Origin of the sequence: Bradyrhizobium sp. LVM 105, assembly GCF_003957705.1 — a bacterium.
Lineage (GTDB): Bacteria > Pseudomonadota > Alphaproteobacteria > Rhizobiales > Xanthobacteraceae > Bradyrhizobium > Bradyrhizobium frederickii.
This window is the reverse complement of the sequence record NZ_QZMV01000026.1, coordinates 22,543-45,713: the sequence shown is the minus strand read 5'-3', so window position 1 is coordinate 45,713 and position 23,171 is coordinate 22,543. Positions and strand designations below refer to the sequence as shown.

Below are 23,171 nucleotides of genomic sequence, written 5' to 3'. Positions count from 1 at the left end.
ATTCGCGGGTCAATCTTGCCCGCCGTCAGGCAGAAACTCCACTTATCGCGCTGTTCAGATTTGCGGGACCAGCTCAGCCTAGCAGCAGTGCATACGGCTATCACACATTCCTCCGTATCGTCATTTCCGCTTAATCCGAAGTCCTAACCGCGTGTCGCCTTCAAGGGCGATCGGTCGCCTGGGCCGTTGCGTTTGGCTGTTTGGTTTGATGGAGATTCAGGCGTCCTCGCATGCTCTTCGCGATGCGCGGTTTTGGGGCGCTGCTTGGAACGGTGTTCCTGCCGGGACTCTGGCGACAGGTAAGGCCATTCGTCTTGCCTGTAGAACTCCGACCAGACTTGAACGGCGCGGAAGCATTCAACGCCATTGCGCGAAACAGCAGGCACGCAAAACGGTTACTACGAAGCGGGCGCTAACGACCCCTCTTAGGTATGCATCTCATCTGACTCCGTCCGGCATTATCGAGGGTAGGCTGTGAAAGCGGATCGAAGATGAACTACATGATTTGCTGCGGCTGGGAGAAATAACCGCCTTCGGCACGCCGGATGGAAAAAAGCCATACGAGAAAATTGCACCGGAAAGCTGGTCACTTTTGGAGTTAGATCTTTCGGACATAGACAGGAAGCCAAGCCCGGCCCTGCACGCTGTCAAAATAGGTCGGCAGACAACGGGCACCGCATACGGATATGTCTGGATCAAGTTCTGTCGGAGAGAGCTGTATCGGGAGTACCCATTGTCGTGGCGCTCCCGCAAGATGAGCAAGGAGCCGCTTCACAAGTCGGATGAACCGCCTCCCAAAGAAGAGGTGGCCGATGAGTCAGTCGGTGAAATCGCTCCAAGTGGAATTGCTCGTTCAATTCGAACCAGGGGGAGATTCACTCTAGTTGAGTCAGCCTGTTTGCTGGCGGAGACTGAGATTAGGCAAGACAACCTCACCGGCGCTGCCGCGATTCACCTTCATGATTTGAAGAGGAAGCTGCTAGAGGGGGAAATTCAGCCGCTGAAAGATAAAGGGGCAGCGCTCGCACTTGCTCGGTTGTCGAGCCAGATGGGGATATCTCTAAGGGCACCTTGAAACAACTCGCAGAAAGTATCTCTGTAAATATCCCTGGGCTTGATTGAGGGCGTACTATGGTCCAATGACGCGAAATCCAAAAAGCGCTCCGACCCGCTTCCGCAAGCGATGGTTAATCGATCGCCCTAAAGTGAGGACGCCCCAGTTGGCGGCGTCTTTCATTTGGATTTGTCGGCGAGCCTTTGGTCTGCATGAGTATTGCCCTATGGCTTCAAGAATGGTTCGCCTTGACCCGTGATATTGTTCCAACCGGTGAGCAGCTCACGCGTCGACGAAAGCATTTCGAGCACAGTCGTCACTTCGCGCGGTTTGCCGTCGGGGGCATTCGGACAATCGTCGCGGAAATGGTAGTAGGCTCGCTCAAGGATCGCTAGGAAGCGCTCTTCGAACTGAGGATCTGATTGCTCTTGCGCTCTCACCAAACATCGCTATGAGCGCCGCTGAAGCCGTTTTGACCTGCCATATCTCTTCGTCGCGCGTTGCCATCAGACGGATCCTTTCGTGAATGGAAACTCAACGAGCGACAACCATTTGCCGTCCCTCACAAGACCTGCGCTCCAGCGGGCATAATGGAAAATCGGACCCAGAGACGGAGGATCATCTAGAAGGCCGCTAGCGAGGTTGATTGAGACCGTCTCCATCTTCCGCAGAGCTGCTCTCATATAGAAATTACCGGCAGCGCTCGTGATTTCGCCAATTTGAGATGCCGCACTTATCGCGGCGCTTGTCCAATCAGCCCTGATCTGCACCTTGTCGACGACAAGCACGTTTTGCGGCAGTCCTCCGGTGATGACCCAAGGTGCACGGCCATCATCCGATTTTGCAAATACGAGAAAGCCTTTCTGATTGCCGTCCTTGGTGAGCATTCCGAATCGCATTCCGTTGCTGGAATCGAAAAAGATACATTCACCCGGCTGCACGTTACTCAGTTGCTCGGGTCTTCCAATTGTGTCCACTTGCATTGGTGAAATCTCGGCTGATTCGTCCTCAGCAACATCATGACACGCAAAGCGAGCGGCGCCTTCAAAGTTCGTGCCTGTCGCGCGCCATGGAAAACTGCCCCTCAGCGTCACGAGGAATTGCCCCCTCCTCGGATAGCTGGGGAGAGAGTGAATGAAGCAGGAACGAATCACTGAAGGCTCGTCATGGATTGATCCATGGGGGCAGGTGATGAAGACGCCGGATGACGTGGCGGAGATGTTGCGCCTGAGGGCGTGTGGGTGCCCGACGATTCCAACACGACTTATTGGATGTATCCCTATTAAGACATGGCTACATGCGTGGCTGGCGGAAGGTGTGTCCCTGTACGACCTGTTCGGGTTCGAATGGACGGGATCTCCTAGCTCATTCCGCGGCAGCGCCGATGTGCGCGTTGCCGATTACCTGGCAGGCTAGATCGGATCGAGGACGTCTGGACGATCGAGCCTGAGTTGCGAGTAGTGGAAGTTTTGTACTCGAGACGTACGAAGCCCTTTCTGTTTGCGGGTCTGGACCCCCAATAACCGTTCGAAGCTCGGGACGTCGCGTTATTGGAGGGCGATCCAGTTGCGCAAGCCGTCGATGCTGCGGAACCCGTCGGCGGCATAGCAGCGGATCGATGGAAAGACGCCTTTCATCATTTCGGCCAGTGCGTGTCCTGGGCCGAGGTCCAGCACACGATCGGCTCCTTGCTCGGCAAGAGCCTCCAGCGTTGCGGCGAGGTCGATAGGGCGCGCGACCTGGCTGGCGAGCTTTGCCATGGCATTCGATGCGGAGAACAGGCGCGGGCCCCCATCACCGGCAAGGAGGATCTTTCGCTCGGCGATGGGCGCGCGCGTGCTTGCCGCGAGCGCCTGTTGTAGGGGATCGCAGGCCGCCTCAAGTCGCGAAGTGTGCGAGCCGATCCTGACGGCGATCAGGCCGGCGCGCGTGGCGCCCAGCGATGGCGCCTCCTCGCAGAGCTTGAAAACGTCCTGCTCAGCGCCGCCGACGGCGTAGAGAAGGTCGGGATTTCTGATTGCAATCTCGCAGCGATGCTTCGCAAGTAAGGACTCGAGCGTGGTCTGAGCGAGCCCGCGGACATAGCCGAGCCGTCCGCCAGGTCCTGCCGCGCCATCCATCAATCGTGCACGGATGTCTGTCAGCCGCAAAGCCTCGTTCGCCGTCCAAACTCCTGCTACGCCCCAGGCCGCCTTCTCGCCGACGCTATAGCCGGCGATGGCGGTCGGCTCGGTTGGCAAATCGGCAATGCAGGCGTGGATCGCGAGCGCCGATGTGACGGTCAGGATTTGGCTGACTTGGTTGGCCGACAGCGCATCGGCGCTGCGCGTCCTGGTGAACTCCCGCGAGTCTTCGCCGAGACAAGCGGTTGCTGCGGCGAAAACCGGCTCTGCGGCAGGCTGGTCCGCGACAAGATGGCCAGCTGATTAGTCTCGATCCGAATTCGTTGAGGAGAGTCGCCAAGGACGCGGTGTCCTCCATCTACTGGCTTGGAATGCCAGGAAAGCGCAGCAATCGAAGCGCAGTATGGCCGAAAGCTTTGATTGGCAAGCTCGTCAAACGCTCACGTAATAGGACTCACCCCGATCGTTACGTGTAACAACCACGCAAGTTGTACCCCGTAGTGGAGGCTGAGCACTCGCTAGGTCATTTGCTAGACGCTGTGCCGCACGAAAGGCTTGGAGCTCGCTCTCGAATGCCAGCCCGCCGGGATCAGCGACATTGTGCTTGCATTCCAGGTTGAAGTAAAAACGAGCCATTTGTTCGCTCGGTTCGTTGCTTCGGACGCAATGACATTACTATGCAAGTAAAGCGGAATTCCCTGATCTCGGACCTTATGCTGCCGAAATCCGGCGCCTTATTGGAAAGATACGAAGCGGTTCACGTGCGAGCTTCCGAACTGCCAGCTCCCGCCGAACTCAACCGGCGCCGATAACACCTCATTTAAGCGTTCAGCCGCGTCCGGCGGGCACTCGCCATACAGCCTCGCTTGAGGTGGATTTCACCGCGAAATGCTCGGGCGATGCAGGAAAGTATCCAAGTGCAGGGGGAGTACGCCGCAAATAGGTTTGCAACAAGGATATGCTGAAGTTTCAACGCGCGCAGGAGCCAAATCTATGGCGGCCACCGTGCTTTCAGACCCGCTGGAAATACTTGCTGAGGACTTCAAGGAAGCCCTCCTGAGACACTACTCGTTCGGGCAGCGCAAGGCTGCGGTTTCCATCGGCAAGACCAATGGCGACTGCCCCGTGTTATCTGTTCTCCTGGAGAACGGGCAGAGGCTTCACCTCACCGTGACGAGGGCGCAGTCGTGATCATGTCGTCTCCAGTCCCGCGATCATGCGCTGAGGAAGTCAGATCGTTGTTGGGCGTCTGAACTGCGGCGTTTCAGGGACCGGAGCTTTGCCTCGCGGTTGAGGCCTGTGTGCACGCGGCGCAATGGATGCTTCTGTAAGCGCGCTGCACCTGCAGTTCCGCCAACGGCAAAAAGGCGCAGCGGCTTGATCGCCGACGTCGGGCGCGAGATTGCGGCTGCGCGCGTGAATGGTAGAGGGGAAGCCTCACAGAGCGGCGTGCCAAGATGCTGGCGACCACCGGGATCGGGACCTCGGGCTCAGGTCCTGCGGCCCGGAGGAGATTTCTCCGTGGGGCGCAATGGCTCTCGTCGCGGCACTTGGATCGGCTTTGCCGATGCAGCGGCGGTGTGCGTATCCCCCGAGGACGACAACGTGAGGTCCAACCTGGCCACAGTGAATGCAACGCCTCGACTTGTGGCCCCTAGAGGATCTCGGTGCCATTGGCCTGGCTCCTAGCGGTTTTGGGGCGGGCTGCGGCGAACGATCTCGCTGCTGGCCGGAAGCCTGATTGTCTGGACGGTCAGCCGGTCGAGATCTTCCGATTGCTCCAGAACTATCTTGCTTGCGCCCCTCGCTTCAAGGTCTAGCCCGTCCTCGGCCAATGTCCGCGATTCTCGCCCAGCTTCAGCGTCCGGGCCCTCAATGGTCCCTTGCTCGATCGCTTGCTGAGCCGGGCGGGAGAGGGTCTTCCCTCGGTGATTTTCAGCCGGCTCCGGGACCGGAGCTATTTCTGCGAGGATCACGGGGCTCGCTGAGTTGATCGCGAGCAGCTCCCGCAGGCGCTCCATGCGGGCAATCTGGAAAGGATAGGCGTGCTTACCCAACTTTACCCAGTTGCGCTCGTATCCGGGCTTATGGGCCATTTTACTTCGATCTAGACCTCCAAATGTCCAGAAACGTCTAGGAGGAAGATCGTGTCTCACCATTGCGCGGGCGACCTGAGGTCGGTCCGGGATGGTCACGCCTCCGATCATGCGGGCAAGGTCGCGATTATTGCAACCTTGGACACAAAGGGCCGCGAAAGCGCTTATCTTGCGCGCGTCATCGAACAGTGGGGCCGCAAGACTCTTACGATTGATGTAGGCACATCAAACAGGAGGTGCAGAAGCGAGGCGGATAGCAGCGATGAACGGATGGCTGCACCCGCTGAGCTCTTACGGGAAATAGCCGCAAGCGCGCGTGAAGAAGTCAAGGAGCTCCTGCGATCAGGTGCGATCGACGCCGCCGTCGGAGTGGCGGGCGGCAAAGGTAGCGCAGTCTTCGGTGAAGTTGTATCGGATTTGCCGTATGGATTCCCAAAGCTGCTGGTGAGCAGCGCGAGGCCAGCCCTCCTGGCCGAACTCGCCCTCCACCATGACATCATCCTCTATCCGACCCTGGTCGATCTGTTCGGAATCAACGCGTTCACCGAACGCGTTCTGGGCAATGCAGGGCGCGCCATTGCGGCGATGCGCTATGTGCCTGCTCGAGAGCGGCGGAAGAGAAAGACTGTTGCGATCACGGCCTTTGGGGTCACGACGCCGGCGGCAAATCGCTGTGTAGCGCGGCTGGCAGAGGCCGGCTTCGACGCGATTGTCTTTCCGGCCAATGGCGCTGGGGGCCGCAAGATGGAGCAGCTCGTGTCCGCCGGTGAGTTCGATGCGGTGATCGATTTGACCACAACCGAGCTCGCTGACGAGCTGGTCGGCGGTACGGCCAGTGCAGGTCCGGATCGGCTCAAAGCAGCTTCTCACCGCATGATTCCTCAGCTTATCGCGCCGGGAGCTGTCGACATGGTGAACTTTGGCCCTCCCTCGAGCGTGCCTGCCGAGTTCAAGGGGCGCCAATTCTATTCGCATACTCCCTTCACGACGCTCATGCGCACGACCGCCTCGGAGAACGAGCGCATAGGCACGCTCACAGCAGAGCGCCTCTCGCAAGCAAAGGCGCCCGCCCTCGTGTTGTGGCCGGCCAAGGGGGTGTCTGACTATGACCGGGACGGTGGAATCTTTCGAAATCCTGAAGCCGATAGAGCCTGGTTCGACGCTGTCAGGCAAAACCTACCGCCCTCGATCATCGCCCGCGAGCTGGATTGTCACATCAACGATCCGGAATTTGCGGACGCGGCCGCATCGTGGATCGTTGAACGACTGACGCCAGGAGGGTCGTCCCGTGCGGATGTTTGATCGGTCCGAAATACTCGCAAAGATCATAGCTCAAGTTGCGGCGGGAAAGGCAGTGCTTGCCGCGGCGAGCAGTTGCGGGCTCGTCGCAAAATGCGCAGCTCTGGGCGGGGCTGACATGCTCGTGGTCTACAGTACTGGGTTATCGCGGTTGATGGGGCTGCCGACGAGCCGGATCGGCGATTCCAATGCGCGGACGCTTGAGCTGGCGGCGGAGATCCGCAATGTCGTGTCCTCCGTTCCTGTTATAGGCGGTGTCGAGGCCTGGGATCCCCTCCGGCTCGACCTCGATGATCTTCTGGACAAGTTCTGGGCTGCCGGCTTCTCCGGCGTGATCAACTATCCGACCATTTCAACGATGGGTGAGAAATGGCGTGAGCGTCGAGGCCGCGTGGGGCTCGGCTTTGAGCGTGAAGTTGAGATGATCGCGGCGGCCCGTAAGAAGAACATCTTCTCGCTCGCGTATGTGGCAAGCCCGCACGACGCCAAAGCGATGGCAAGCGCTGGAGCCGATTGCATCGTCCCACATGTTGGCGCAACGCGCGGCGGGCTTGTGGGACATGAGGAGGGAAAGTCGATTGAAGAGGCCATCAGGCGCATCAACGATATCAATGATGCAGCTCAAGCCGTCCGCCCGGACGTCACGCTTCTTTGCCATGGCGGGGAAATCGCTGAGCCCCAGGATACCTCGGAAGTCTACCGCTCGACCGGTTGTGTTGGCTTCGTTGGCGCCTCCTCCATCGAACGGATCCCGATCGAGCGGGCGGTGAAGGCTGCAGCCGAAGAATTCAAGGCCGTTCCCCTCCCGCGAGAGCGCCAGCATTCACTGCAGAATCTGCACCGAGGCACGAATGAATAGCCCAATCACCGAATTGAAACCCAATGCAGCTTCCTTCTCCAAAGCGAGCAAGCCAACGCACGATTTGGAGACGGACGTGCTCGTGATCGGCAGCGGCGCCGCTGGACTGTCCGCAGCGCTCTATGCGGCAAAGGCCGGACTTCGCGTCACGGTGTGCGAGAAGTCTGACCGGCTCGGTGGCACGACCGCCCTGTCGAACGGCATGATCTGGGTTCCATGCTCAATGCAGGCCCGAGCCGCGAAAATCGATGATTCGATTGCGAATGCGAAGATCTATCTGCAACAAGAACTTGGCAACTACTATCGCCCCGAGTTCGTGGACGCCTATCTTGAAGACGGCCCAACGGCGCTCGCCAGCTTGGAGAATGGGAGTGAAGTGAAGTTCACACTGGCCTCCGCTCCGGATTATCATTCCAGCCAAATCGGCGGGGTCGACAAGGGGCGGGCGCTGAGCCCAGCACCTTACGACGGACGGCTTCTCGGCAAGGATTTCGACCTGATAGGTGATCCGATTCGCGTCGTGCTCGGCGGCATGATGATTTCGTCTGGCGAGGTCAGAAGCTTCCTCAACCCCTTCCAGTCGGTTGCCTCGCTCAAGCACGTCCTGCGCCGGGTCAGCCGCTACGCAGGCGACCGGCTGCGCTACAGGAGGGGCACTGAACTCAGTGGCGGCAATGCGCTGATCGCGCAATTATTGGTAAGCCTGCGCAGATATGGCGTTGAAATCTGGCCACGCTGCCCGGCGGTAGATCTGACGAGGGAGGGAGGGAGAGTTACTGGCGCACTCCTCAAGCGGGATAGCGCCGATCTCCGCATGCGCGCCGCGCACGCAGTGATCCTGGCAACTGGTGGCTTTGCGCGGAACGGAAAATTGCGAGCCCAGCTCAGCGGAGCCCACCAGCACAATGATACGCTGGCCCACAGCGATGTCACTGGTGATGGTATTGCGCTCGCAGGCAAGCTCGGAGCGGCAATTGATAATGACGTGGCATCGAGCGGCTTCTGGACGCCCGTCTCGATCCTCAGGAGCGGGCGCTCCTCGCAAGTGGTCCCCTACGGCTGGCTCGATCGTGGCCGTCCAGGCGTCATCGCGGTGGGGCCAAACGCCAAGCGATTCGTCAACGAATCCAATTCGTATCATGATATCTGCCTTGCCATGTTCAACAACGGTTATCCGGCGGACAAGCGGTTCTATTTCATCTGCGACAAGGAATTCGTCCGCCTCAGGGGCATGGGACATCTGCTCCCCTGGCCATGGACATTGAGTATCAACAAGTATGCCCGGTTGGGCTACATCGAGATCGGCCGGACTATTGCGGAGCTTGCAGCGGAATTGGGCCTCGACCCCGACGAGCTCCAAAAGACCGTTGAAGAACACAATGCCCACGCAGCTGAAGGACGCGATCCGCTCTTCAACCGGGGTGAATCGGCTTTCAACCGTACGCTGGGAGATCCGGCGGTCGCAAAGAAAAACCCGAACCTTGGGGCTATCAAAAGCGGCCCATTCATCGCACTCCCAATTGTCCCGGCAACCCTTGGGACGGCGACCGGCCTCTCAACAGATGCAGAGGGACAGGTCCTGAATGGACATGGGGCGCCGATCGCAGGTCTTTATGCCTGCGGCAATGACATGACCTCGCCAATGCGTGGATTCTATCCTGGCGCAGGCATTACGATCGGGCCGGCGATTGTGTTCGCCTATCGCGCGATCGACCGCATCGTGCGGTCGGCGCGACAGGGGCAGCCCGCGGCGGCATCCAGAGTATAAGCCGAGTGTTCTCTCCTGTTCGCCCCGCGACGACGGACCAGCGGTGCGCATGGCCTACCAGCACCGCTATAAACACCTTATGAGCCCTGCCGGGTTTTCATGCAGCTATGATCTCATGATTTGGAGGGCACGATGCGCCGCTCACGCAACACCAAGATCGTCGCAACCGTCGGCCCGCATCAAAGCTCACCGGGACGCAGTTGCGAGCCCCCGGTGATGCTGAACTGGTCGGTGAAGGAATTCGCTGACCGAAGCGGGTTGTCATGCGCCGTCATCAGGCGGCTCGAAGAGTATAATGACACGCCTCCGGCGTCCGACGAGTTGCTCCAAACCTCGTAAAACACGTGTGCGGGGGAACTGAATCTACCTTTCCGCTGGTTGGCAAGGCAGGTGTTCGGCCGCAATGAGCTTTTCAGTACTGAACAAACAGCCTGCGGCATAGTCAAGTAGTGCGTCATTTCACCTGATTTCTTCCAATGCTTCGACATCGTTCGCCGCGGAACGCGTTTGCGCCCCCTGCGACTCGGTTAGGACATGCGGGTAGCTCTCCTATCGTTTTGGCTGAATTGAAATTGGCCTGGCGAGAACGTTTGCGGCCCGCAGGCGGCTCTCTTTACGCGGGCGCAATGTCGGTTGCCCGGCGAACATTACCCAAAATTACTCAGATCTCCCTACCTTTCTCTAGGCAATCTCGCGCAGCATGTCGTGAATGAAGCGCCGACAGGCGGGCCGCCCAAGAAGCCCACCATCGCCTGCAACTCCCATTGCCGGGATGACCTTCTAGGAGCGCTCTCGTGCCAGCAGCCCTTCGTTTCCAACGAGTAGCTCACCCCTTCAAACGATCGGGGTGAAGAAGATGTGCTCGCAATCTCAAGGAATGTGAGGCAGCGGCATGAATACGCTACTTATCGCCATGTTCGAAATCTTGAGCTTCGGCGCGATCGTTGTCCTGGTCGTGCTCGGCCTCGGTATCATTGCCAGCATGATGGGTATCTTCAACTTCGCCCAGGGCGAGTTCGTCCTGCTCGGCGCCTACGTCACTTATCTCGTGCACAGCCTCGGTTTGCCGGTCCCGCTCGGCATGCTTGTCGCGCCCGTCGCGGTCGGCGCGCTTGGTTTCGTGCTGGAAAAAGTCGTGGTGCGACGGTTCTACGCCGCTCCAATCGTCGCCATGCTTGGCACCTATGCGCTCGGGCTGATCATTCGTGAAGCCGTGCGCGGCCTGACCGGCGGACTCTATCTCTCCGTGCCGGAGCCAATCAGTGGCTCTATCACGATCGGTAGTCTGCATTTCGCTGCCTGGCGCGGCGTCATCGTCATCATCACTTTGCTGGTGATGGCCGCGAGCCATGCACTGCTCGCCTACACCTCGTTTGGGCTGCGGGTCCGCGCCTCGCTGGAGAACCCACAGCTAGCGCGTGCCTCGGGCATCTCCACGGGCATGATCTACAGCGTCACCTTTGCGTTTGGCGCGGCGCTCGCGGGCCTCGCCGGCGCGCTGATCGTGCCGGTCTTTTCGCTGTTCGCCGATCTCGGCATCCGATTTCTTATCCAGGGTTTTGTTGCCGTGATGGTCGGCGGTGTCGGGTCCTTCGCGGGCCCGGTCGCTGGCGCCAGCGTCATCGGCACGTTCAGTGCCTGGTTGCCTTGGCTGATGTCGCCGGTGATCGCCGACGTTCTGGTGTTCGTGCTCGCCATCATTTTCATCAAGTTCCGGCCGCAAGGCCTAATTTCGGGAAGAGGGGTCAACCGATGATCAACGCCAGCCGTGAACTGAGCCGCCGCCGCTTTCTCGGCAATTTTGCCTTCGCTTCGGCTGCCATCGCGGCGGGCCCAGGCAGCTGGGTGATCCGCCCGGACTGGGCAAATGCTGCGGAAGGCCCGATCAGGCTCGGCATTGCTACCGATCTTACGGGGTCACTCGGCTTTGCCGGCAACACCGACGCCAATGTCGCTCGCATGCTGGTCAAGGAGATCAACGATTCCGGCGGCCTATTGGGACGCCCGATCGAGCTCCTGATTGAGGATACTGCCTCCGACGAATCCGTCGCCGTGGGAAATGTGCGCAAGCTGATTCAGCGAGATAAGGTCGACTTGGTGATCGGGGGTATCTCGAGTTCGATGCGCAATGCGATCAAGGACGTCATTATCTCTCGCGGCAAGACGCTCTATATCTATCCGGAAGGTTACGAAGGCAAAGAGTGCACGCCCTCTCTGTTCTGCACCGGGCCGGTACCGGCTCAGAATTGCGACCAGTTCATTCCCTGGTTGATCAAAAATGGTGGCAAACGCTTTGCCCTGCCTGGCTCCAATTATGTTTGGCCGCAAACAATTAATGCCTATGCGCGCAAGGTGATTGAGAGCAGCGGTGGCGAAGTCGTCTTTGAAGAATACTACCCGCTCGACCAGATTGACTTTTCCTCTACGGTTAGCCGCATCATATCCAACAAAGTAGACGTGGTTTTCAACGCTATTGTTCCGCCCGGCGTTAGCCCGTTCTTCAAACAGCTCTACCAGGCCGGCTTCTCCAAAAACGGCGGGCGGCTGGGCTGCGTCTATTACGACGAAAACTTCCTGGAAATGAACCAGGCTCACGAGATTGAAGGGCTCGCGAGCAGCCTCGACTACTACAAGGTGCTGGCGGCGGAGGATGCAGTGAGCGCCAGGATCCAATCGGCGTACGACAAACAATTCCCTGCCAAGTTCCGGTTCTCGGCAGGCAGCGCCGCTACCGGCACCTATCGCGGACTGAAGCTATGGGAGGCGGCGGTGAAGGAGGCTGGTACAATTGACCGCGACTCGGTAGCTGCCGCCCTCGACCACGCCAAGATCGCAGAAGGGCCGGGCGGGCCTGCCGAGATGGCGCCCGGCAAGCGCCACTGCAAGATGAATATGTACATCGGAGTGGCGAAGGGCGGCCAGTACGAGATTGTCGCGCGTAGCGCCGGCCTTGTCGATCCGAAGGAGTGCTGATGTCATCGACCGGCACTGGCATACAGCCTCCGCCACGCGTCATTGAAGCTGCTCGTTCGCTCCCCTTGGCATCTGCCTTCGCAGGGCGAACGAAGGTGCTTCCGATTCTCGAACTAGCATTGCTGATTGCGGCTTCGATCGCACCTCTCGTCCTGCGGGATTACATCACTGTTTATGCGACGCGAGTGCTAATACTGTGCCTCTTCGCGTTGTCGTTCGACCTGGTGTGGGGCTATGCCGGGATATTGAGCTTGGGCCAGTCGTTGTTCTTCGGCATGGCCGGCTACGGTGTGGCGCTGCTTTCACGCGACTTCGGGGTCGGATCGATTTTTGCCGTTCTTCCGGCCGGAGCCCTGATAGGCTTTGTGGCGGCATTGCTGCTGGCAGGCTTCCTGCTGCTCGGCCGTCATCCCTCCAGTGTAGTCTTCGTTTCCCTTGGTACTATGACCGGAGCTTACGCAGCTGACCGCCTGGCGAGAGGGTCACATTATCTTGGCGGCCAGAACGGTATCCCTTCGATCCAACCGATGACCATCGGCTCGCACGAATTGAGCGAGGGACCAGGTTTCTACTACCTGGTGCTCGCCATTCTAGTTCTGATCTATCTTCTGTCGCGCTTTTTGCTGCGATCCCAGTTCGGCCTGGCGCTCGCGGGATTGCGAGAGAACGAACAGCGGATCGCCTTCTTCGGGTACAAAGTGCAACATTTGAAGGCGATCATATTCGCAATCAGCGGCGCGATTGCAGGTACTTCCGGAAGCCTTTATGCGTTTCACGAGGGGTTCGTCTGGCCAAACATGCTGGGCGTGGTCATGTCGACCCAGGTCGTTCTCTACGTCTTGTTCGGCGGCTCCGGGACATTGATCGGTGCGGTCGTCGGCACCGCGATTGTCGAGGGGCTCAGCTTCTGGCTTTCCGACAACTATCGCGATATCTGGCCGATCATTCTCGGCGTTCTGCTGTTGCTCGTCATTCTGTTCCGGCCCCTCGGCTTGATCAGCCTCGTGCTAGGTGAGCGAGAACGTGTCGGTCGTTTCGGCCCGAGCCTGAAGGAGAAGCGCAATGCCGCTCCTTGAAGCCGCCGGCGTCTCCAAGGTTTTTGGCAAGCTCACGGCGCTAGACGGAGCGGCGCTCACGGTCGGCGACAGAGAGTTTCATGGCCTGATCGGACCGAACGGCTCGGGCAAGAGCACGCTGATGAAGTGTCTTGCAGGTGCGCTCGTGCCAACCCGAGGCAAGGTGACGTTCATCAACACTGACGTCACCTCGCTTACGCCGCCAGAGCGTGCGCGAGCTGGCATGAGCTTGAAATTCCAGATCACCGCCGTCCTACCGACCCTCACGCTTTACGACAACATCCTGCTCGCGCTGCAGGCCAGGTCCTCACTGCTGGACCTGGCGTTCTCGCGCACTCGAGGACGACTGCACGAGGAGGTCATGACGATGCTGCTCCAGTTCCGGCTCGCCGATCGCGCCTTTGATGCTGCGGCGACCTTATCTCACGGGCAGCAGCAATGGTTGGAGATCGCGATGGCGCTCGCATGCCGACCCCGCCTGCTGCTGTTGGACGAGCCCACCGGCGGCATGAGCCTGGAAGAGCGCCGCGTCACCGGCGAATTGCTGCAGCCGATCAAACAGCATTGCTCGCTCGTCATCGTGGAGCACGACCTGGATTTCATCCGCGACATCTGCGACCGCTTGACGGTGCTTGATCAGGGCAAGGTGCTGGCGTCAGGAACGGTTGCCGAGATCCAAGCCAACAGAAGCGTCCAGGAGATTTATCTGCGCCGTGCCTGAATTCCTCAATATCAAGCATCTCGATGCCGGCTATGGACGTAGCCAAGTCTTGTTCGGCGTCAATATGGCCATCCCGCCGCATGGCGGGGTCGCCGTCCTCGGCCGCAACGGCGCCGGAAAGAGCACGCTCATGAAAGCGATTGTCGGCGAACTGCCGGCATGGAAGGGCGGCGTGCAGTTCAACGGCCAAGACATCGATCGCCGGCGGACCGAAGTGCGGGTGCGGGCCGGCATTGGATATGTGCCGCAAGAGCATTCAGTGTTCGCGCGCCTCTCCGTGCGTGACAATCTCGCCGTCGGATCGCTTTTGCACCCCGATGGATCGGCAGTGGAGCGGGTGATGAAGATGTTTCCGAAACTCGGCCAGCGCCTCGATCAGCCGGCCGGAACGCTCTCCGGTGGCGAGCGCAAGATGCTCGCAATAGGGCGCGCGATCCTCGGAAACCCGAAACTCCTCCTGCTGGACGAGCCGACCGAGGGTGTCTGGATCGGTGTCATCGAGGAGATCACCGAGCGGTTGGTCGAGCTAGCCAGAGAGATCGCCATCATCATCGTCGAGCAACACCTCGACCTCGCAATGCCCGTAGCGGAGCAGGCCTATGTGCTCGATCGCGGCCGTGTCGCGCTTTCGGGCGCGTCGCAGCAGCTGCGCAACGACCCGCGGCTGTTGTCGTATCTAGCGCCGTAGAGGCGTTCGCCGGAGGCTATCTCCATGTCGAAGGTGGCGCATTTGAGTTTCTTGCGATGGCTGAACGGAGAGGGGCAATGTCCGAAACCATGAGCGATTTTGTCAATTCGTGCCAAGTCGTCGATGTCCATGAACATCACATGGCCGAGGTCGCACATAGCGCGGACGTAAATCTGTTGAAACTGTTCCAACAGAGCTATGCGGCTTGGACGAGTCACGTGCTGCCATCCGAGCCTAAGGCAACCATCGAAATGGTATCTATCCCTCCCGAGCCGACCACCTGGGAGGCCCTTGCGCCGTTCCTCGAGAGGAGCGGATCGAACGCATTCGTCCGTAACCTCGTCCGCGGAGTCGCCGAGCTTTACGGCGTCGCCGACACTGGAATCACTCGCGACAACTGGGAGGCGGTAGATGCGTCAGTGCGCTTGCGTCACAAGGAGGCGACATGGCCAAGTGAGGTGATCGGGCGGGCCGCCATCGGAAGGATCGTAACAGACCCTTTTCTCGATCCGTTGATGGATCCGCGGCCGGTCCTTGGGCAAAGTTACGATGCGGTCCTGCGGATTAACGCATTCGCCCTCGGCTGGCACCCCGAATCTCGCGATCATAATGGAAATTGCGGGCATACGTTGCTGCGGCGCCTCGGCCTCGAGGTGAAAACCTTCGATGATTATTGCGACGCAATCCGTGAGCTCGTTGCCGGCTGCTCACGGCGCAATCACATCGCGCTCAAGAACGCACTCGCCTATGACCGGGATCTAAGCTTTGACGAACCGGACGAGGAACTGGCTCGGCAGGCTTGGGGACAAAGGTCTCCATCCCCTGCGGCGCGCAAGGCGTTCTGCGACTTTGTCGTCGACTTGTTTTGCCAACTCGCAGGCGAGGCCGACCTGCCAGTCCAAACTCATCTTGGAACGGCAATCATAAGCGGCTCCCACCCCCTACGCATGACCGGGTTGATTGAGCGTCATCCTCGGACCCGCTTTCTGTTGATGCATTTGGCCTATCCATGGAGCCGGGACCTGTTGGGAATGGCCTTTGTGTACCGAAATGTCTGGCTTGATTTGTGCTGGTCTTTTCTATTGAGCCCGTCACATTTCAAGCTTGCCCTCCACGAATCCATTGAAGTCCTGCCAGATGAATCGCGAATGATGATCGGAGGAGATTGTCTTCACGTTGAGGAGACGTTTGCCGCGATACAGGGCGCACGCCGGTTGATCGGTGAGGTTCTGAACGAAAAAGTCGCGAACGGTTACTTTCAGTCGCGAGACGCAGAGCGTTTGGCGATCAGAATCCTTGGCGGGAACGCGAAGGAGTTTTTCAGACTGTCCTGAAGGCTGCCCTTTGTTACGCGATTTTACCCAAACGCGAGCGGAAGAGGCTGCTTGAAACCTAAAATGACAGATAGCTTTCAGGCTGCCGGTCCCGGGGAAAGAGCAAGGCACGTGGATTTAAGGCTATGGGTCAGTTCGATGTTGAATGATCGCCGACAACTCAGCCGCCGCCGCTTTCTCTACAATTTCGCCTTTGCGTCGGCGGCCATTGCGGCCGGCCCGGCCAGCTGGGTGATCCGTCCTGACTGGGCCAACGCCGCCGAAGGCCCGATCAGGATAGGCATTGCCACCGACCTTACGGGGGCACTCGGGTTTGCCGGGAATACCGACGCCAATGTCGCTCGCATGGTGGTCAACGAGATCAACGAGACCGGTGGTCTACTGGGGCGCCCCATCGAGCTCCTGATCGAGGACACCGCGTCCAACGAGTCCGTCGCTGTCGGCAATGTCCGCAAGCTGATTCAGCGAGACAAGGTCGACCTGGTGCTCGGTGGCATTGCGAGCTCGATGCGTAACGCCATCAAGGACATCATCATCTCTCGTGGCAAGACGCTCTACATCTATCCGCAGGCCTACGAAGGCAAGGAGTGCACGCCCAATCTGTTCTGCACCGGCCCGGTTCCGGCGCAGAATTGCGACCGGTTCATCCCCTGGCTGATCAAGAACGGGGGCAGACGCTTCGCGCTGCCTGGCTCCAACTACGTCTGGCCGCAAACAATCAACGCCTATGCGCGCAAGGTGATCGAGAGCAGCGGCGGGGAGGTGGTGTTCGAGGAGTACTATCCCCTTGACCAGATCGATTTTTCATCGACCGTGAGCCGCATCACGTCCAACAAAGTAGACGTGGTCTTCAACAGCGTCATCCCCCCGGGCGTCGGCTCCTTCTTCAAACAGCTTTATGAAGCGGGCTTTTCCAGGAATGGGGGACGGCTTGGCTGCGTCTACTATGACGAGAACACGCTCGAAATGAATCAGGCTCACGAGATCGAAGGCCTCGCCAGCAGCCTGGACTACTACAGGGCGTTCGCGGTGGAAGATCCGGTGAGCGCCAAAATTCAGTCGGCCTACGAAAAGCAGTTTCCTGGCAAGTTCCGGTTCTCAGCAGGCAGCGCCGCGACCGGCACTTATCGAGGATTGAAGCTGTGGGAAGCCGCAGTCAAGGAAGCTGGTACGCTTGACCGCGAGGCGGTCGCCGCCGCTCTCGACCACGCAAAGCTTGCGGAAGGGCCTGGCGGGCCGGCGGAGATGGTGCCGGGCAAGCGCCACTGTAGGATGAACATGTACGTTGGTGTGGCAAGGGCCGGCCAATACGAAATCGTCGCCCGTAGCGCCGGCCTGGTCGACCCAAAGGAGTGTTGAAAGGCCCATGTTACGCGGTCCAGCTTTGCTGGCGCCGCATGCGAGCAGATCGCGGTAGCTAGTTTCCGCGATAGTTTGGCGGCCTCTTCTCAAAGAAGGCGTTCATGCCTTCCTGCTGGTCAGCTGTGCTGAAGGCAAACCGGATCGCTTGCCGTTCAAACTCGAGCCCGGCGTCCAGCGTGGTCTGAAACGCGGCGAGAACTGCAGCTTTGGCAAGTTCAGCCGAACGGGGAGGCTTTTGCGCAATCAGATCGGCTAGTTCGACCGCACGAATCTGCGCCCTGCCGCTTTCGACAACTTCCGCCACAAGGCCGGCCTGCATCGCGATCCGCGCCGTGATGGATTGGCCGCTCAGGATCATCAGCATGGCCAGCGATTTGCCAGCAACGCGTGTCAGCCTTTGCGTCGCGCCGTCGCCCGGCAATATCCCGATGTTAATCTCAGGCTGTCCAAATACCGCCCCTTCGCCTGCTATCACGATGTCCGCGAGCAGTGCCAATTCGTGGCCGCCGCCGAAGCAAATGCCCTCGACTGCGGCAATGAGAGGCTTGGGGAAATTGGCGACATCCCGCCAGGCAGAACGTCGCGCGGGATTGTCGATTGCCTCAAAGCCGCGCTCTCGCATCTCCTTGATATCGGCGCCGGCAGAGAAGAACGCATCGCTGCCACAAATCACGACACAGCGGACATCTTCGTCAATTGCGGCATCCCGCAAGGTCGCGCCTAGATCCACAATCAGTTCGTTGCTCAAGGCGTTTCGTTTCGATGTCCTATTCAGCGTCAAAAGGCGCACGTGGGGCGCGACAGATGTCGACTGGATGAGATCGGACGTCTTGGTCATGGAGCGGTTCTCCTGAAGGAATATGAGAACCAGCGCATAAACTGAAATCGATTTCTTGGCAACGACGGTTCTTAGGGCCTGTTTTTGGGCTGAATCAGTCCCCGCGCCGCTGGCACCGGTCGCTCAAGCGGGCTGACGGCGCCCCATGAGGCGCGCCTTAGCCTTGAAAAGCGGCTTGACTCCACAGTTCTGAATTCTTATTGATCGTGAAATCGATTTCAGGAATGGTGTAGAAAAAGGCTGACAAATGCGGGAAACCGGAAGCGTGCGGCCAGCGAGAGCGGGCGCATCTGAAGGATCTCATTGACGCTGCGGCGCTCTTTGACGCCGCGCCGTCCAACAAGAACATCAGCTTCTTCAGAAGCGCGCTAAGAGCAACAGGAGGAGGGTTAGCCATGGGAATGGCACGGAATGTCGCGCGCGCTTTATGCGAGCCGCCGCGCAAGTCGGAGGCAACGATGGAGGCGTCCTGCGCCGTTAGGATCGTGCAATGGCCGCTCCTGAGGCGAGGCCCGCAAATACGCGAAGGGAGGCGGGCTTTCCACCGGCATCCCGGGCACCCTTTGCGCCTGCGCTTCCGCGGTCCGGCCTCCTCAAGGCCGCCGCTCTCATAGACCCCGCCGCTGCGGGCGCAGTTGGGCCGACGAGCGGCTGCTCGTTCTCGCGCGACCCTTAAAATTATTAACGACATCAATAGAGCCCGAGGACCCATGAACATCATTGCTCAGCCCAGCGCAGTACCCATCCAGCTTGACAAGCAAACTGCCAACAAGCGGATGACCGCCGGCCTTGGAGGAGGGGTGGCGCTGGAGTGGTACGACTGGAATGTCTACGGCGTAATGGCAGCGTTTCTCTCGCCGCACTTCTTCCCTTCCGATGATCCCACCACCTCGCTGCTAGCGGGACTGGCCGTGTACGGGGCGGGTTTTTGCGCTCGGCCGCTGGGCGCGGCTTTGCTGGGGCCGGTCGCAGATCGCATCAGCCACAAGCGCGTGATGTTGATCTCGGTTACGGCCATGGCGGTTTGCTCGCTTTTGATATCCTTGCTGCCCACCTACAAGGATCTCGGCGTCACGGCGGCGATAGCGCTGCTGATCATGCGGCTCATTCAGGGGCTTGCTACTGGCGCTGAGGCTGGTGTCGCCAACGCCATTGCAATTGAATTGGCGCCACCTGGCAAAGAGGGGCACTACCTCGGTCTGATTGGTGGCACATTTATCCAGTTGGGAAACCTTGGATCGAGCCTGGTTGCCTTCCTGGTGAGCGCCTCGGTCGCACCTGAAGCCATGCGCGAGTGGGCCTGGCGCATACCCTTTGCGGTCGGTGGCCTGCTGGGCCTTTTGATCATCTATTTGCGCACCACGGTGCCGGAAACCTTGATCAATCGAGCCATGCATCGGCAAGACGAGTCTTCGCGTATTCAGGAAACGACTGGCGGTGTGTGGAAAACGCTATGGAGCGTCCGCCTTTCGCTGCTCGCCGTCATCCTGGTGATCGGCTCGGTGCAGATCGCCAACTATGCGTGGAACACCGGCCTGCCCAACATGGCCAACACGGTCTTCAAGGAGAACAGCACGTATGTGTACGGGATCATGACGCTGATGGTCCTGATCTGGATGTCAACGGCGCCCCTTATCGGCGCTTTCGCGGACAAGGTGCGACCCTCGCGCGCGTTCACGCTGCTGCGCCTGTTGCTCATTCCATGCTTCTTCCTGACACTGCTCTATTCGGAAAAAGGCATCGTCACGTTCTTCTTTGTCACGGTGTTCGGCGGCGCGATCGTGGGCTTCAACATGGCCCTCTATAATTTCATCGCCACCACGCTGATGCCGCGCGCCGTGCGGACCACCGGAGTGGCTCTCGGCTATGCGCTCGGCGTCTCTCTGTTTGGCGGGACGTCACCCTATCTGCTGGTCTGGTTGCAACGCGAGCACATCGCCTGGATGTTTCCCGTTTACGGATCGTTGATCGCGCTCCTAAGCGTGCTGGTCTACCACATCGCCAAGAAGCGGGGTCGCCTCTACATCGGTGAATGAACACTCTGCCCCTGCGCTTCGCCGCGACAGACGCAAAGTGTTCGCATCAAGTGCAAAACATAACGGTTCGCGCGTATCCCTTCATGCTGGGCATGGGCATAGGCATGGGATTGGCGCAAGCCTCCTTGCGCGAGCAGTCATTCACAAGACAAAGACTGCTTGCGCGGCACCAGAGTTGCTGAAACTGGAGTCCTCAGCATGAAAACACCTTCATCGCCACACTTCACGCCTGTCGACTTGACGCGATATTTCAACGCTAGGCGCGCAAATACCGGTGAGGGTTTCGCCAACCGCCCGGGTGACACCGGGTGGATCGATTCGCTTCGCGGGCTCCAGACTCATCGCGGCATGCCCTTTCTCTTCGGCAGCGAAACAGGGCCGGATGTGCTGGAGCTGCGCCCCGGGGCCCCTCCTGCCGTAATTGCGTTGCCGCGGGCAATGACGAGCTATGTGCTGTTCGTGCAAGTGGTCGCAGACCGCCCCAGTATAAGCCCCGATGGTTTCGGAGAGATCGGCCCGGCTACGCTACCTGTAGAAGGCAATCCACTCGGCGAGCGGGTGGCGACATACGGGCTCCGCTATGCCGACGGCAGCGAGACCGACGTGCCGGTGCTGCGCCGCTTCGCGATCCAGCAGAACCACATCTCCTGGAGTGCGAGTGCGTTCGCCGCCCTGCCGCTACGCGGCCCCATCGTGCATGCAAGCACGGGCGAGGACTTTATACTCGGCAGAGCGCCGGGGGCGAGCTTCTTCCAGGGCGAGGCCCGCACCCAATCGGGACGCATGGATCGACAAGGTGAGAACCTGTGGCTTTACGCGCTCCCGAACCCCTATCCGGACAAGGAGCTTTCGGCGCTAAGCTTGCGCGCGGAACAGGAAATCTCGCTTGTCTTTGCGGTGACGACGACAACGCTCACCCAGCACCCGCTGCGCCTCCAGGGCCGTCGCAAGCTGAAGGTGAGGCTGCCGCCCGGGGTTCATCTCAATAAGCTTGGCGAGCTCGATGTCGACGATCGAGGCGAGCAGATCGGCATGGACCTCGGAACGGTTATCTCGGCCCGCGCAGTGCTCGAGTACTCCAGAGCGGATTGGCTGGGCGCCAAAGTTGATGTGCAACCCGTGCGCTCCGCCAACGATGTCATCGTCGAGTACTCCGCGCATCCCGACGCAAGGCTCTATCTGTGCTCCGACGATGGCCGCTCGCACATATTCGATCTTCGATCGTTGGAAGGTTGCGCTAACGCAGGCGGCGCCTCGCTCACCGTGGCAAGAGTCGAACCGGCCACAAGACCGGTCAAGATCCGCATCGTTGAGAAGGGCAGCGGGGTGCGTGTTGCCGCGCGGCTGCATCTCCATGGTGAGCACGGGGAGTATCTGCCACCCAAGGGACATCACCGCAAGGTCAATACCGGCAGGTTCGAGGACTTCTCGGGCGAATTTGCCAATGGGCTGAACCAGTACGCCTACGTGGACGGCAGCTGCGAGGCGGACCTGCCGCTCGGGCCCGTGTTCGTTGAGATCTGCAGGGGTTTTGAGGTGCGTCCGTTGCGCGCCATCGTCGAAATCACTGCAACGACGGACAATCTCACCTTTGCGCTCGACCGTGTGCTGCGCTGGCGCGAACAGGGATGGGTCAGCTCTGATACGCACGTCCATTTCCTGAGCCCGCAGACAGCGCTGCTTGAGGGCAAGGCGGAGGGTGTCAACGTCGTCAACCTGCTCGCCGCACAGTGGGGCGAGCTATTCACCAACGTCGCCGATTTCGACGGACGCACGACGATCGGGGCAAAGGATTTCGGCGGGGACGGGGAATTCCTGGTTCGGGTCGGCACGGAGAACCGGATGCAGGTTCTGGGGCACATATCGCTACTCGGCTACGAAGGTGAGATGATCAATCCGCTCTCTTGCGGCGGGTCCAACGAAGCTGCGATCGGCCATGTTCTGGAAGCGACCATGGCCGACTGGGCGGAGCGCTGCCGTCAGCAAGGGGGCCTGGTCGTAATGCCGCATGCGCCGAACCCGCAGGCGGAACGTGCGGCCGACATCGTGCTCGGCCTTGTCGACGCCATCGAAATGATGTCGTTCAACCCGCGGACCGCGCAGATCAGCGCATTTGGTCTTGCCGACTGGTATCGCTACCTCAATATCGGGTACCATCTGCCGCTGGTAGCCGGCTCCGACAAGATGGACGCTGCCGCACTCCTCGGGGGCTCGCGGACCTATGTGCGGCTTGGCGAAAACGACTTCACGTATCGCAACTGGATGGATGCCGTACGTAGGGGGGACACGTTCATCACTGTCGGGCCTCTGGTTGAGATGATCGTTGAAGGACGGCGCCCTGGAGGAACGGTCGCGCTTCCCCATTCAGGCGGCACCCTCACGATCGACTGGCGGATCGAATCGGTCAGCGTTCCGTCAGCGCGGGTGGAGCTGATCCGCAACGGCCGCGTCGTCGAGGAGATTCGATGTGGGGGCTTGTCGTGCAAGGGACAGCTTTCGCTGCCGATCAGCGAGTCATGCTGGATCGCGCTGCGCGTTCGGGGCAGTGTCGCCGGACGCGAGGCCGACATTGCGGCGCACACCAGTGCGGTATATGTCAAAGTAGGCGAGATGCCCATCTTTGCCACCGCAGATGCAGTCTCGGTCCTTGCACAAATCGAGGGATCGATCGCCTATATGGACACGCTCGCTCCCAAGTCCGACGAAGCGCGACACTCGCGGCTGCGAGCTGCCCTGGAACTTGCGCATCATCGCCTGCATCATAGACTGCACGAATTGGGCGCCAGCCACCACCATGCGCCCGTTCACTCCGTTCACGTTGAACGCGAGCATTGAGAAGATCTTGTGCCATTGACGATCGCGCAGGCGGCGCATCGCATCTCAGCCGCCTCTACTTACGGCCGAATAATGTTATGGGGCGAGCAGCTTCCGTCACCGGGTCTTG

General features: G+C 59.7%; 20 protein-coding genes. 15 read left to right on the top strand and 5 right to left on the bottom strand.

Features of this window, described 5'->3' with window-relative positions:
* Positions 1–505 precede the first annotated feature (505 nt).
* Complete coding sequence (locus D6B98_RS36385) at positions 506–1,075, top strand: hypothetical protein (protein WP_126261786.1); 570 nt, start codon at positions 506–508, stop codon at positions 1,073–1,075.
* Between the two features lie 485 nt (positions 1,076–1,560).
* Here the strand turns inward: D6B98_RS36385 and D6B98_RS36380 are convergent, their stop codons facing one another.
* Positions 1,561–2,148 carry a hypothetical protein gene (locus D6B98_RS36380; protein ID WP_164719094.1) on the bottom strand — a complete coding sequence of 196 codons (588 nt, stop codon included), beginning with the start codon at positions 2,146–2,148 and terminating at the stop codon, positions 1,561–1,563.
* 40 nt (positions 2,149–2,188) lie between these two features.
* Between D6B98_RS36380 and D6B98_RS36375 the strand changes: the two genes are divergently transcribed.
* Entirely contained in the window at positions 2,189–2,470 is a 282-nt protein-coding gene (locus D6B98_RS36375; protein ID WP_126261784.1) for a hypothetical protein, read from the top strand.
* Positions 2,471–2,601: 131 nt separating this feature from the next.
* Here the strand turns inward: D6B98_RS36375 and D6B98_RS36370 are convergent, their stop codons facing one another.
* Together D6B98_RS36370 and D6B98_RS42030 are read right to left on the bottom strand one after the other, a co-directional pair.
* The gene (locus tag D6B98_RS36370; RefSeq protein WP_347338638.1) at positions 2,602–3,303 is read right to left on the bottom strand and encodes an acyltransferase domain-containing protein; all 702 of its coding nucleotides are present in this window, start codon (positions 3,301–3,303) and stop codon (positions 2,602–2,604) included.
* 306 nt (positions 3,304–3,609) lie between these two features.
* Positions 3,610–3,813 carry a DUF6894 family protein gene (locus D6B98_RS42030; protein ID WP_430642541.1) on the bottom strand — a complete coding sequence of 68 codons (204 nt, stop codon included), beginning with the start codon at positions 3,811–3,813 and terminating at the stop codon, positions 3,610–3,612.
* Positions 3,814–4,170: 357 nt separating this feature from the next.
* Between D6B98_RS42030 and D6B98_RS36365 the strand changes: the two genes are divergently transcribed.
* Entirely contained in the window at positions 4,171–4,368 is a 198-nt protein-coding gene (locus tag D6B98_RS36365; RefSeq protein ID WP_126261783.1) for a hypothetical protein, read from the top strand.
* A gap of 494 nt (positions 4,369–4,862) precedes the next feature.
* Here D6B98_RS36365 and D6B98_RS36360 read toward each other — a convergent pair whose 3' ends face one another.
* The gene (locus D6B98_RS36360) at positions 4,863–5,273 is read right to left on the bottom strand and encodes a hypothetical protein (protein ID WP_126261782.1); all 411 of its coding nucleotides are present in this window, start codon (positions 5,271–5,273) and stop codon (positions 4,863–4,865) included.
* Between the two features lie 51 nt (positions 5,274–5,324).
* Between D6B98_RS36360 and D6B98_RS36355 the strand changes: the two genes are divergently transcribed.
* From D6B98_RS36355 to D6B98_RS36310, 10 genes are all read left to right on the top strand, one after another.
* Positions 5,325–6,575, top strand: a complete 1,251-nt coding sequence (locus tag D6B98_RS36355) for a Tm-1-like ATP-binding domain-containing protein (protein ID WP_235884828.1) — start codon at positions 5,325–5,327, stop codon at positions 6,573–6,575.
* Positions 6,568–7,431, top strand: coding sequence for a phosphoenolpyruvate hydrolase family protein (locus D6B98_RS36350; RefSeq protein ID WP_126261781.1), 864 nt, complete (start codon positions 6,568–6,570; stop codon positions 7,429–7,431). Before D6B98_RS36355 ends, D6B98_RS36350 begins: the two co-directional genes overlap by 8 nt.
* Positions 7,424–9,199 carry an FAD-dependent oxidoreductase gene (locus D6B98_RS36345; protein WP_126261780.1) on the top strand — a complete coding sequence of 592 codons (1,776 nt, stop codon included), beginning with the start codon at positions 7,424–7,426 and terminating at the stop codon, positions 9,197–9,199. The genes D6B98_RS36350 and D6B98_RS36345 overlap by 8 nt, the downstream gene beginning before the upstream one ends.
* A gap of 892 nt (positions 9,200–10,091) precedes the next feature.
* Positions 10,092–10,955, top strand: a complete 864-nt coding sequence (locus tag D6B98_RS36340) for a branched-chain amino acid ABC transporter permease (protein ID WP_126261779.1) — start codon at positions 10,092–10,094, stop codon at positions 10,953–10,955.
* Positions 10,952–12,172, top strand: coding sequence for a substrate-binding protein (locus D6B98_RS36335; protein ID WP_126261778.1), 1,221 nt, complete (start codon positions 10,952–10,954; stop codon positions 12,170–12,172). Before D6B98_RS36340 ends, D6B98_RS36335 begins: the two co-directional genes overlap by 4 nt.
* Before the next feature lie 65 nt (positions 12,173–12,237).
* The gene (locus D6B98_RS36330) at positions 12,238–13,248 is read left to right on the top strand and encodes a branched-chain amino acid ABC transporter permease (protein ID WP_126261792.1); all 1,011 of its coding nucleotides are present in this window, start codon (positions 12,238–12,240) and stop codon (positions 13,246–13,248) included.
* Positions 13,235–13,969, top strand: coding sequence for an ABC transporter ATP-binding protein (locus D6B98_RS36325; protein WP_126261777.1), 735 nt, complete (start codon positions 13,235–13,237; stop codon positions 13,967–13,969). The genes D6B98_RS36330 and D6B98_RS36325 overlap by 14 nt, the downstream gene beginning before the upstream one ends.
* The gene (locus D6B98_RS36320; RefSeq protein ID WP_126261776.1) at positions 13,962–14,657 is read left to right on the top strand and encodes an ABC transporter ATP-binding protein; all 696 of its coding nucleotides are present in this window, start codon (positions 13,962–13,964) and stop codon (positions 14,655–14,657) included. The genes D6B98_RS36325 and D6B98_RS36320 overlap by 8 nt, the downstream gene beginning before the upstream one ends.
* A 77-nt stretch (positions 14,658–14,734) precedes the next feature.
* Positions 14,735–15,991, top strand: a complete 1,257-nt coding sequence (locus tag D6B98_RS36315; protein ID WP_164719093.1) for an amidohydrolase family protein — start codon at positions 14,735–14,737, stop codon at positions 15,989–15,991.
* Positions 15,992–16,132: 141 nt separating this feature from the next.
* Positions 16,133–17,350: a substrate-binding protein gene (locus D6B98_RS36310; protein WP_126261791.1), complete on the top strand. Its 1,218-nt coding sequence runs from the start codon at positions 16,133–16,135 to the stop codon at positions 17,348–17,350.
* 58 nt (positions 17,351–17,408) lie between these two features.
* On the opposite strand, the gene D6B98_RS36305 is transcribed toward D6B98_RS36310, so the two are convergent.
* Complete coding sequence (locus tag D6B98_RS36305) at positions 17,409–18,191, bottom strand: enoyl-CoA hydratase-related protein (protein ID WP_126261774.1); 783 nt, start codon at positions 18,189–18,191, stop codon at positions 17,409–17,411.
* Positions 18,192–18,901: 710 nt separating this feature from the next.
* On the opposite strand from D6B98_RS36305, the gene D6B98_RS36300 reads away from it, so the two are divergent.
* Positions 18,902–20,227, top strand: coding sequence for an MFS transporter (locus D6B98_RS36300; protein WP_126261773.1), 1,326 nt, complete (start codon positions 18,902–18,904; stop codon positions 20,225–20,227).
* 198 nt (positions 20,228–20,425) lie between these two features.
* Positions 20,426–23,062, top strand: coding sequence for a CehA/McbA family metallohydrolase (locus tag D6B98_RS36295; protein ID WP_126261772.1), 2,637 nt, complete (start codon positions 20,426–20,428; stop codon positions 23,060–23,062).
* Positions 23,063–23,171 lie beyond the last annotated feature (109 nt).

What these genes read in the sequence shown, in the direction of transcription:
- D6B98_RS36360 (WP_126261782.1), bottom strand. Translation starts at nt 5,273, where the DNA reads ATGGCCCATAAGCCCGGATACGAGCGCAACTGGGTAAAGTTGGGTAAG.
- D6B98_RS36315 (WP_164719093.1), top strand. Translation starts at nt 14,735, where the DNA reads ATGTCCGAAACCATGAGCGATTTTGTCAATTCGTGCCAAGTCGTCGAT.
- D6B98_RS36305 (WP_126261774.1), bottom strand. Translation starts at nt 18,191, where the DNA reads ATGACCAAGACGTCCGATCTCATCCAGTCGACATCTGTCGCGCCCCAC.
- D6B98_RS36300 (WP_126261773.1), top strand. Translation starts at nt 18,902, where the DNA reads ATGAACATCATTGCTCAGCCCAGCGCAGTACCCATCCAGCTTGACAAG.
- D6B98_RS36345 (WP_126261780.1), top strand. Translation starts at nt 7,424, where the DNA reads ATGAATAGCCCAATCACCGAATTGAAACCCAATGCAGCTTCCTTCTCC.
- D6B98_RS36325 (WP_126261777.1), top strand. Translation starts at nt 13,235, where the DNA reads ATGCCGCTCCTTGAAGCCGCCGGCGTCTCCAAGGTTTTTGGCAAGCTC.
- D6B98_RS36340 (WP_126261779.1), top strand. Translation starts at nt 10,092, where the DNA reads ATGAATACGCTACTTATCGCCATGTTCGAAATCTTGAGCTTCGGCGCG.
- D6B98_RS36335 (WP_126261778.1), top strand. Translation starts at nt 10,952, where the DNA reads ATGATCAACGCCAGCCGTGAACTGAGCCGCCGCCGCTTTCTCGGCAAT.
- D6B98_RS36375 (WP_126261784.1), top strand. Translation starts at nt 2,189, where the DNA reads ATGAAGCAGGAACGAATCACTGAAGGCTCGTCATGGATTGATCCATGG.
- D6B98_RS36295 (WP_126261772.1), top strand. Translation starts at nt 20,426, where the DNA reads ATGAAAACACCTTCATCGCCACACTTCACGCCTGTCGACTTGACGCGA.
- D6B98_RS36365 (WP_126261783.1), top strand. Translation starts at nt 4,171, where the DNA reads ATGGCGGCCACCGTGCTTTCAGACCCGCTGGAAATACTTGCTGAGGAC.
- D6B98_RS36350 (WP_126261781.1), top strand. Translation starts at nt 6,568, where the DNA reads ATGTTTGATCGGTCCGAAATACTCGCAAAGATCATAGCTCAAGTTGCG.
- D6B98_RS42030 (WP_430642541.1), bottom strand. Translation starts at nt 3,813, where the DNA reads ATGGCTCGTTTTTACTTCAACCTGGAATGCAAGCACAATGTCGCTGAT.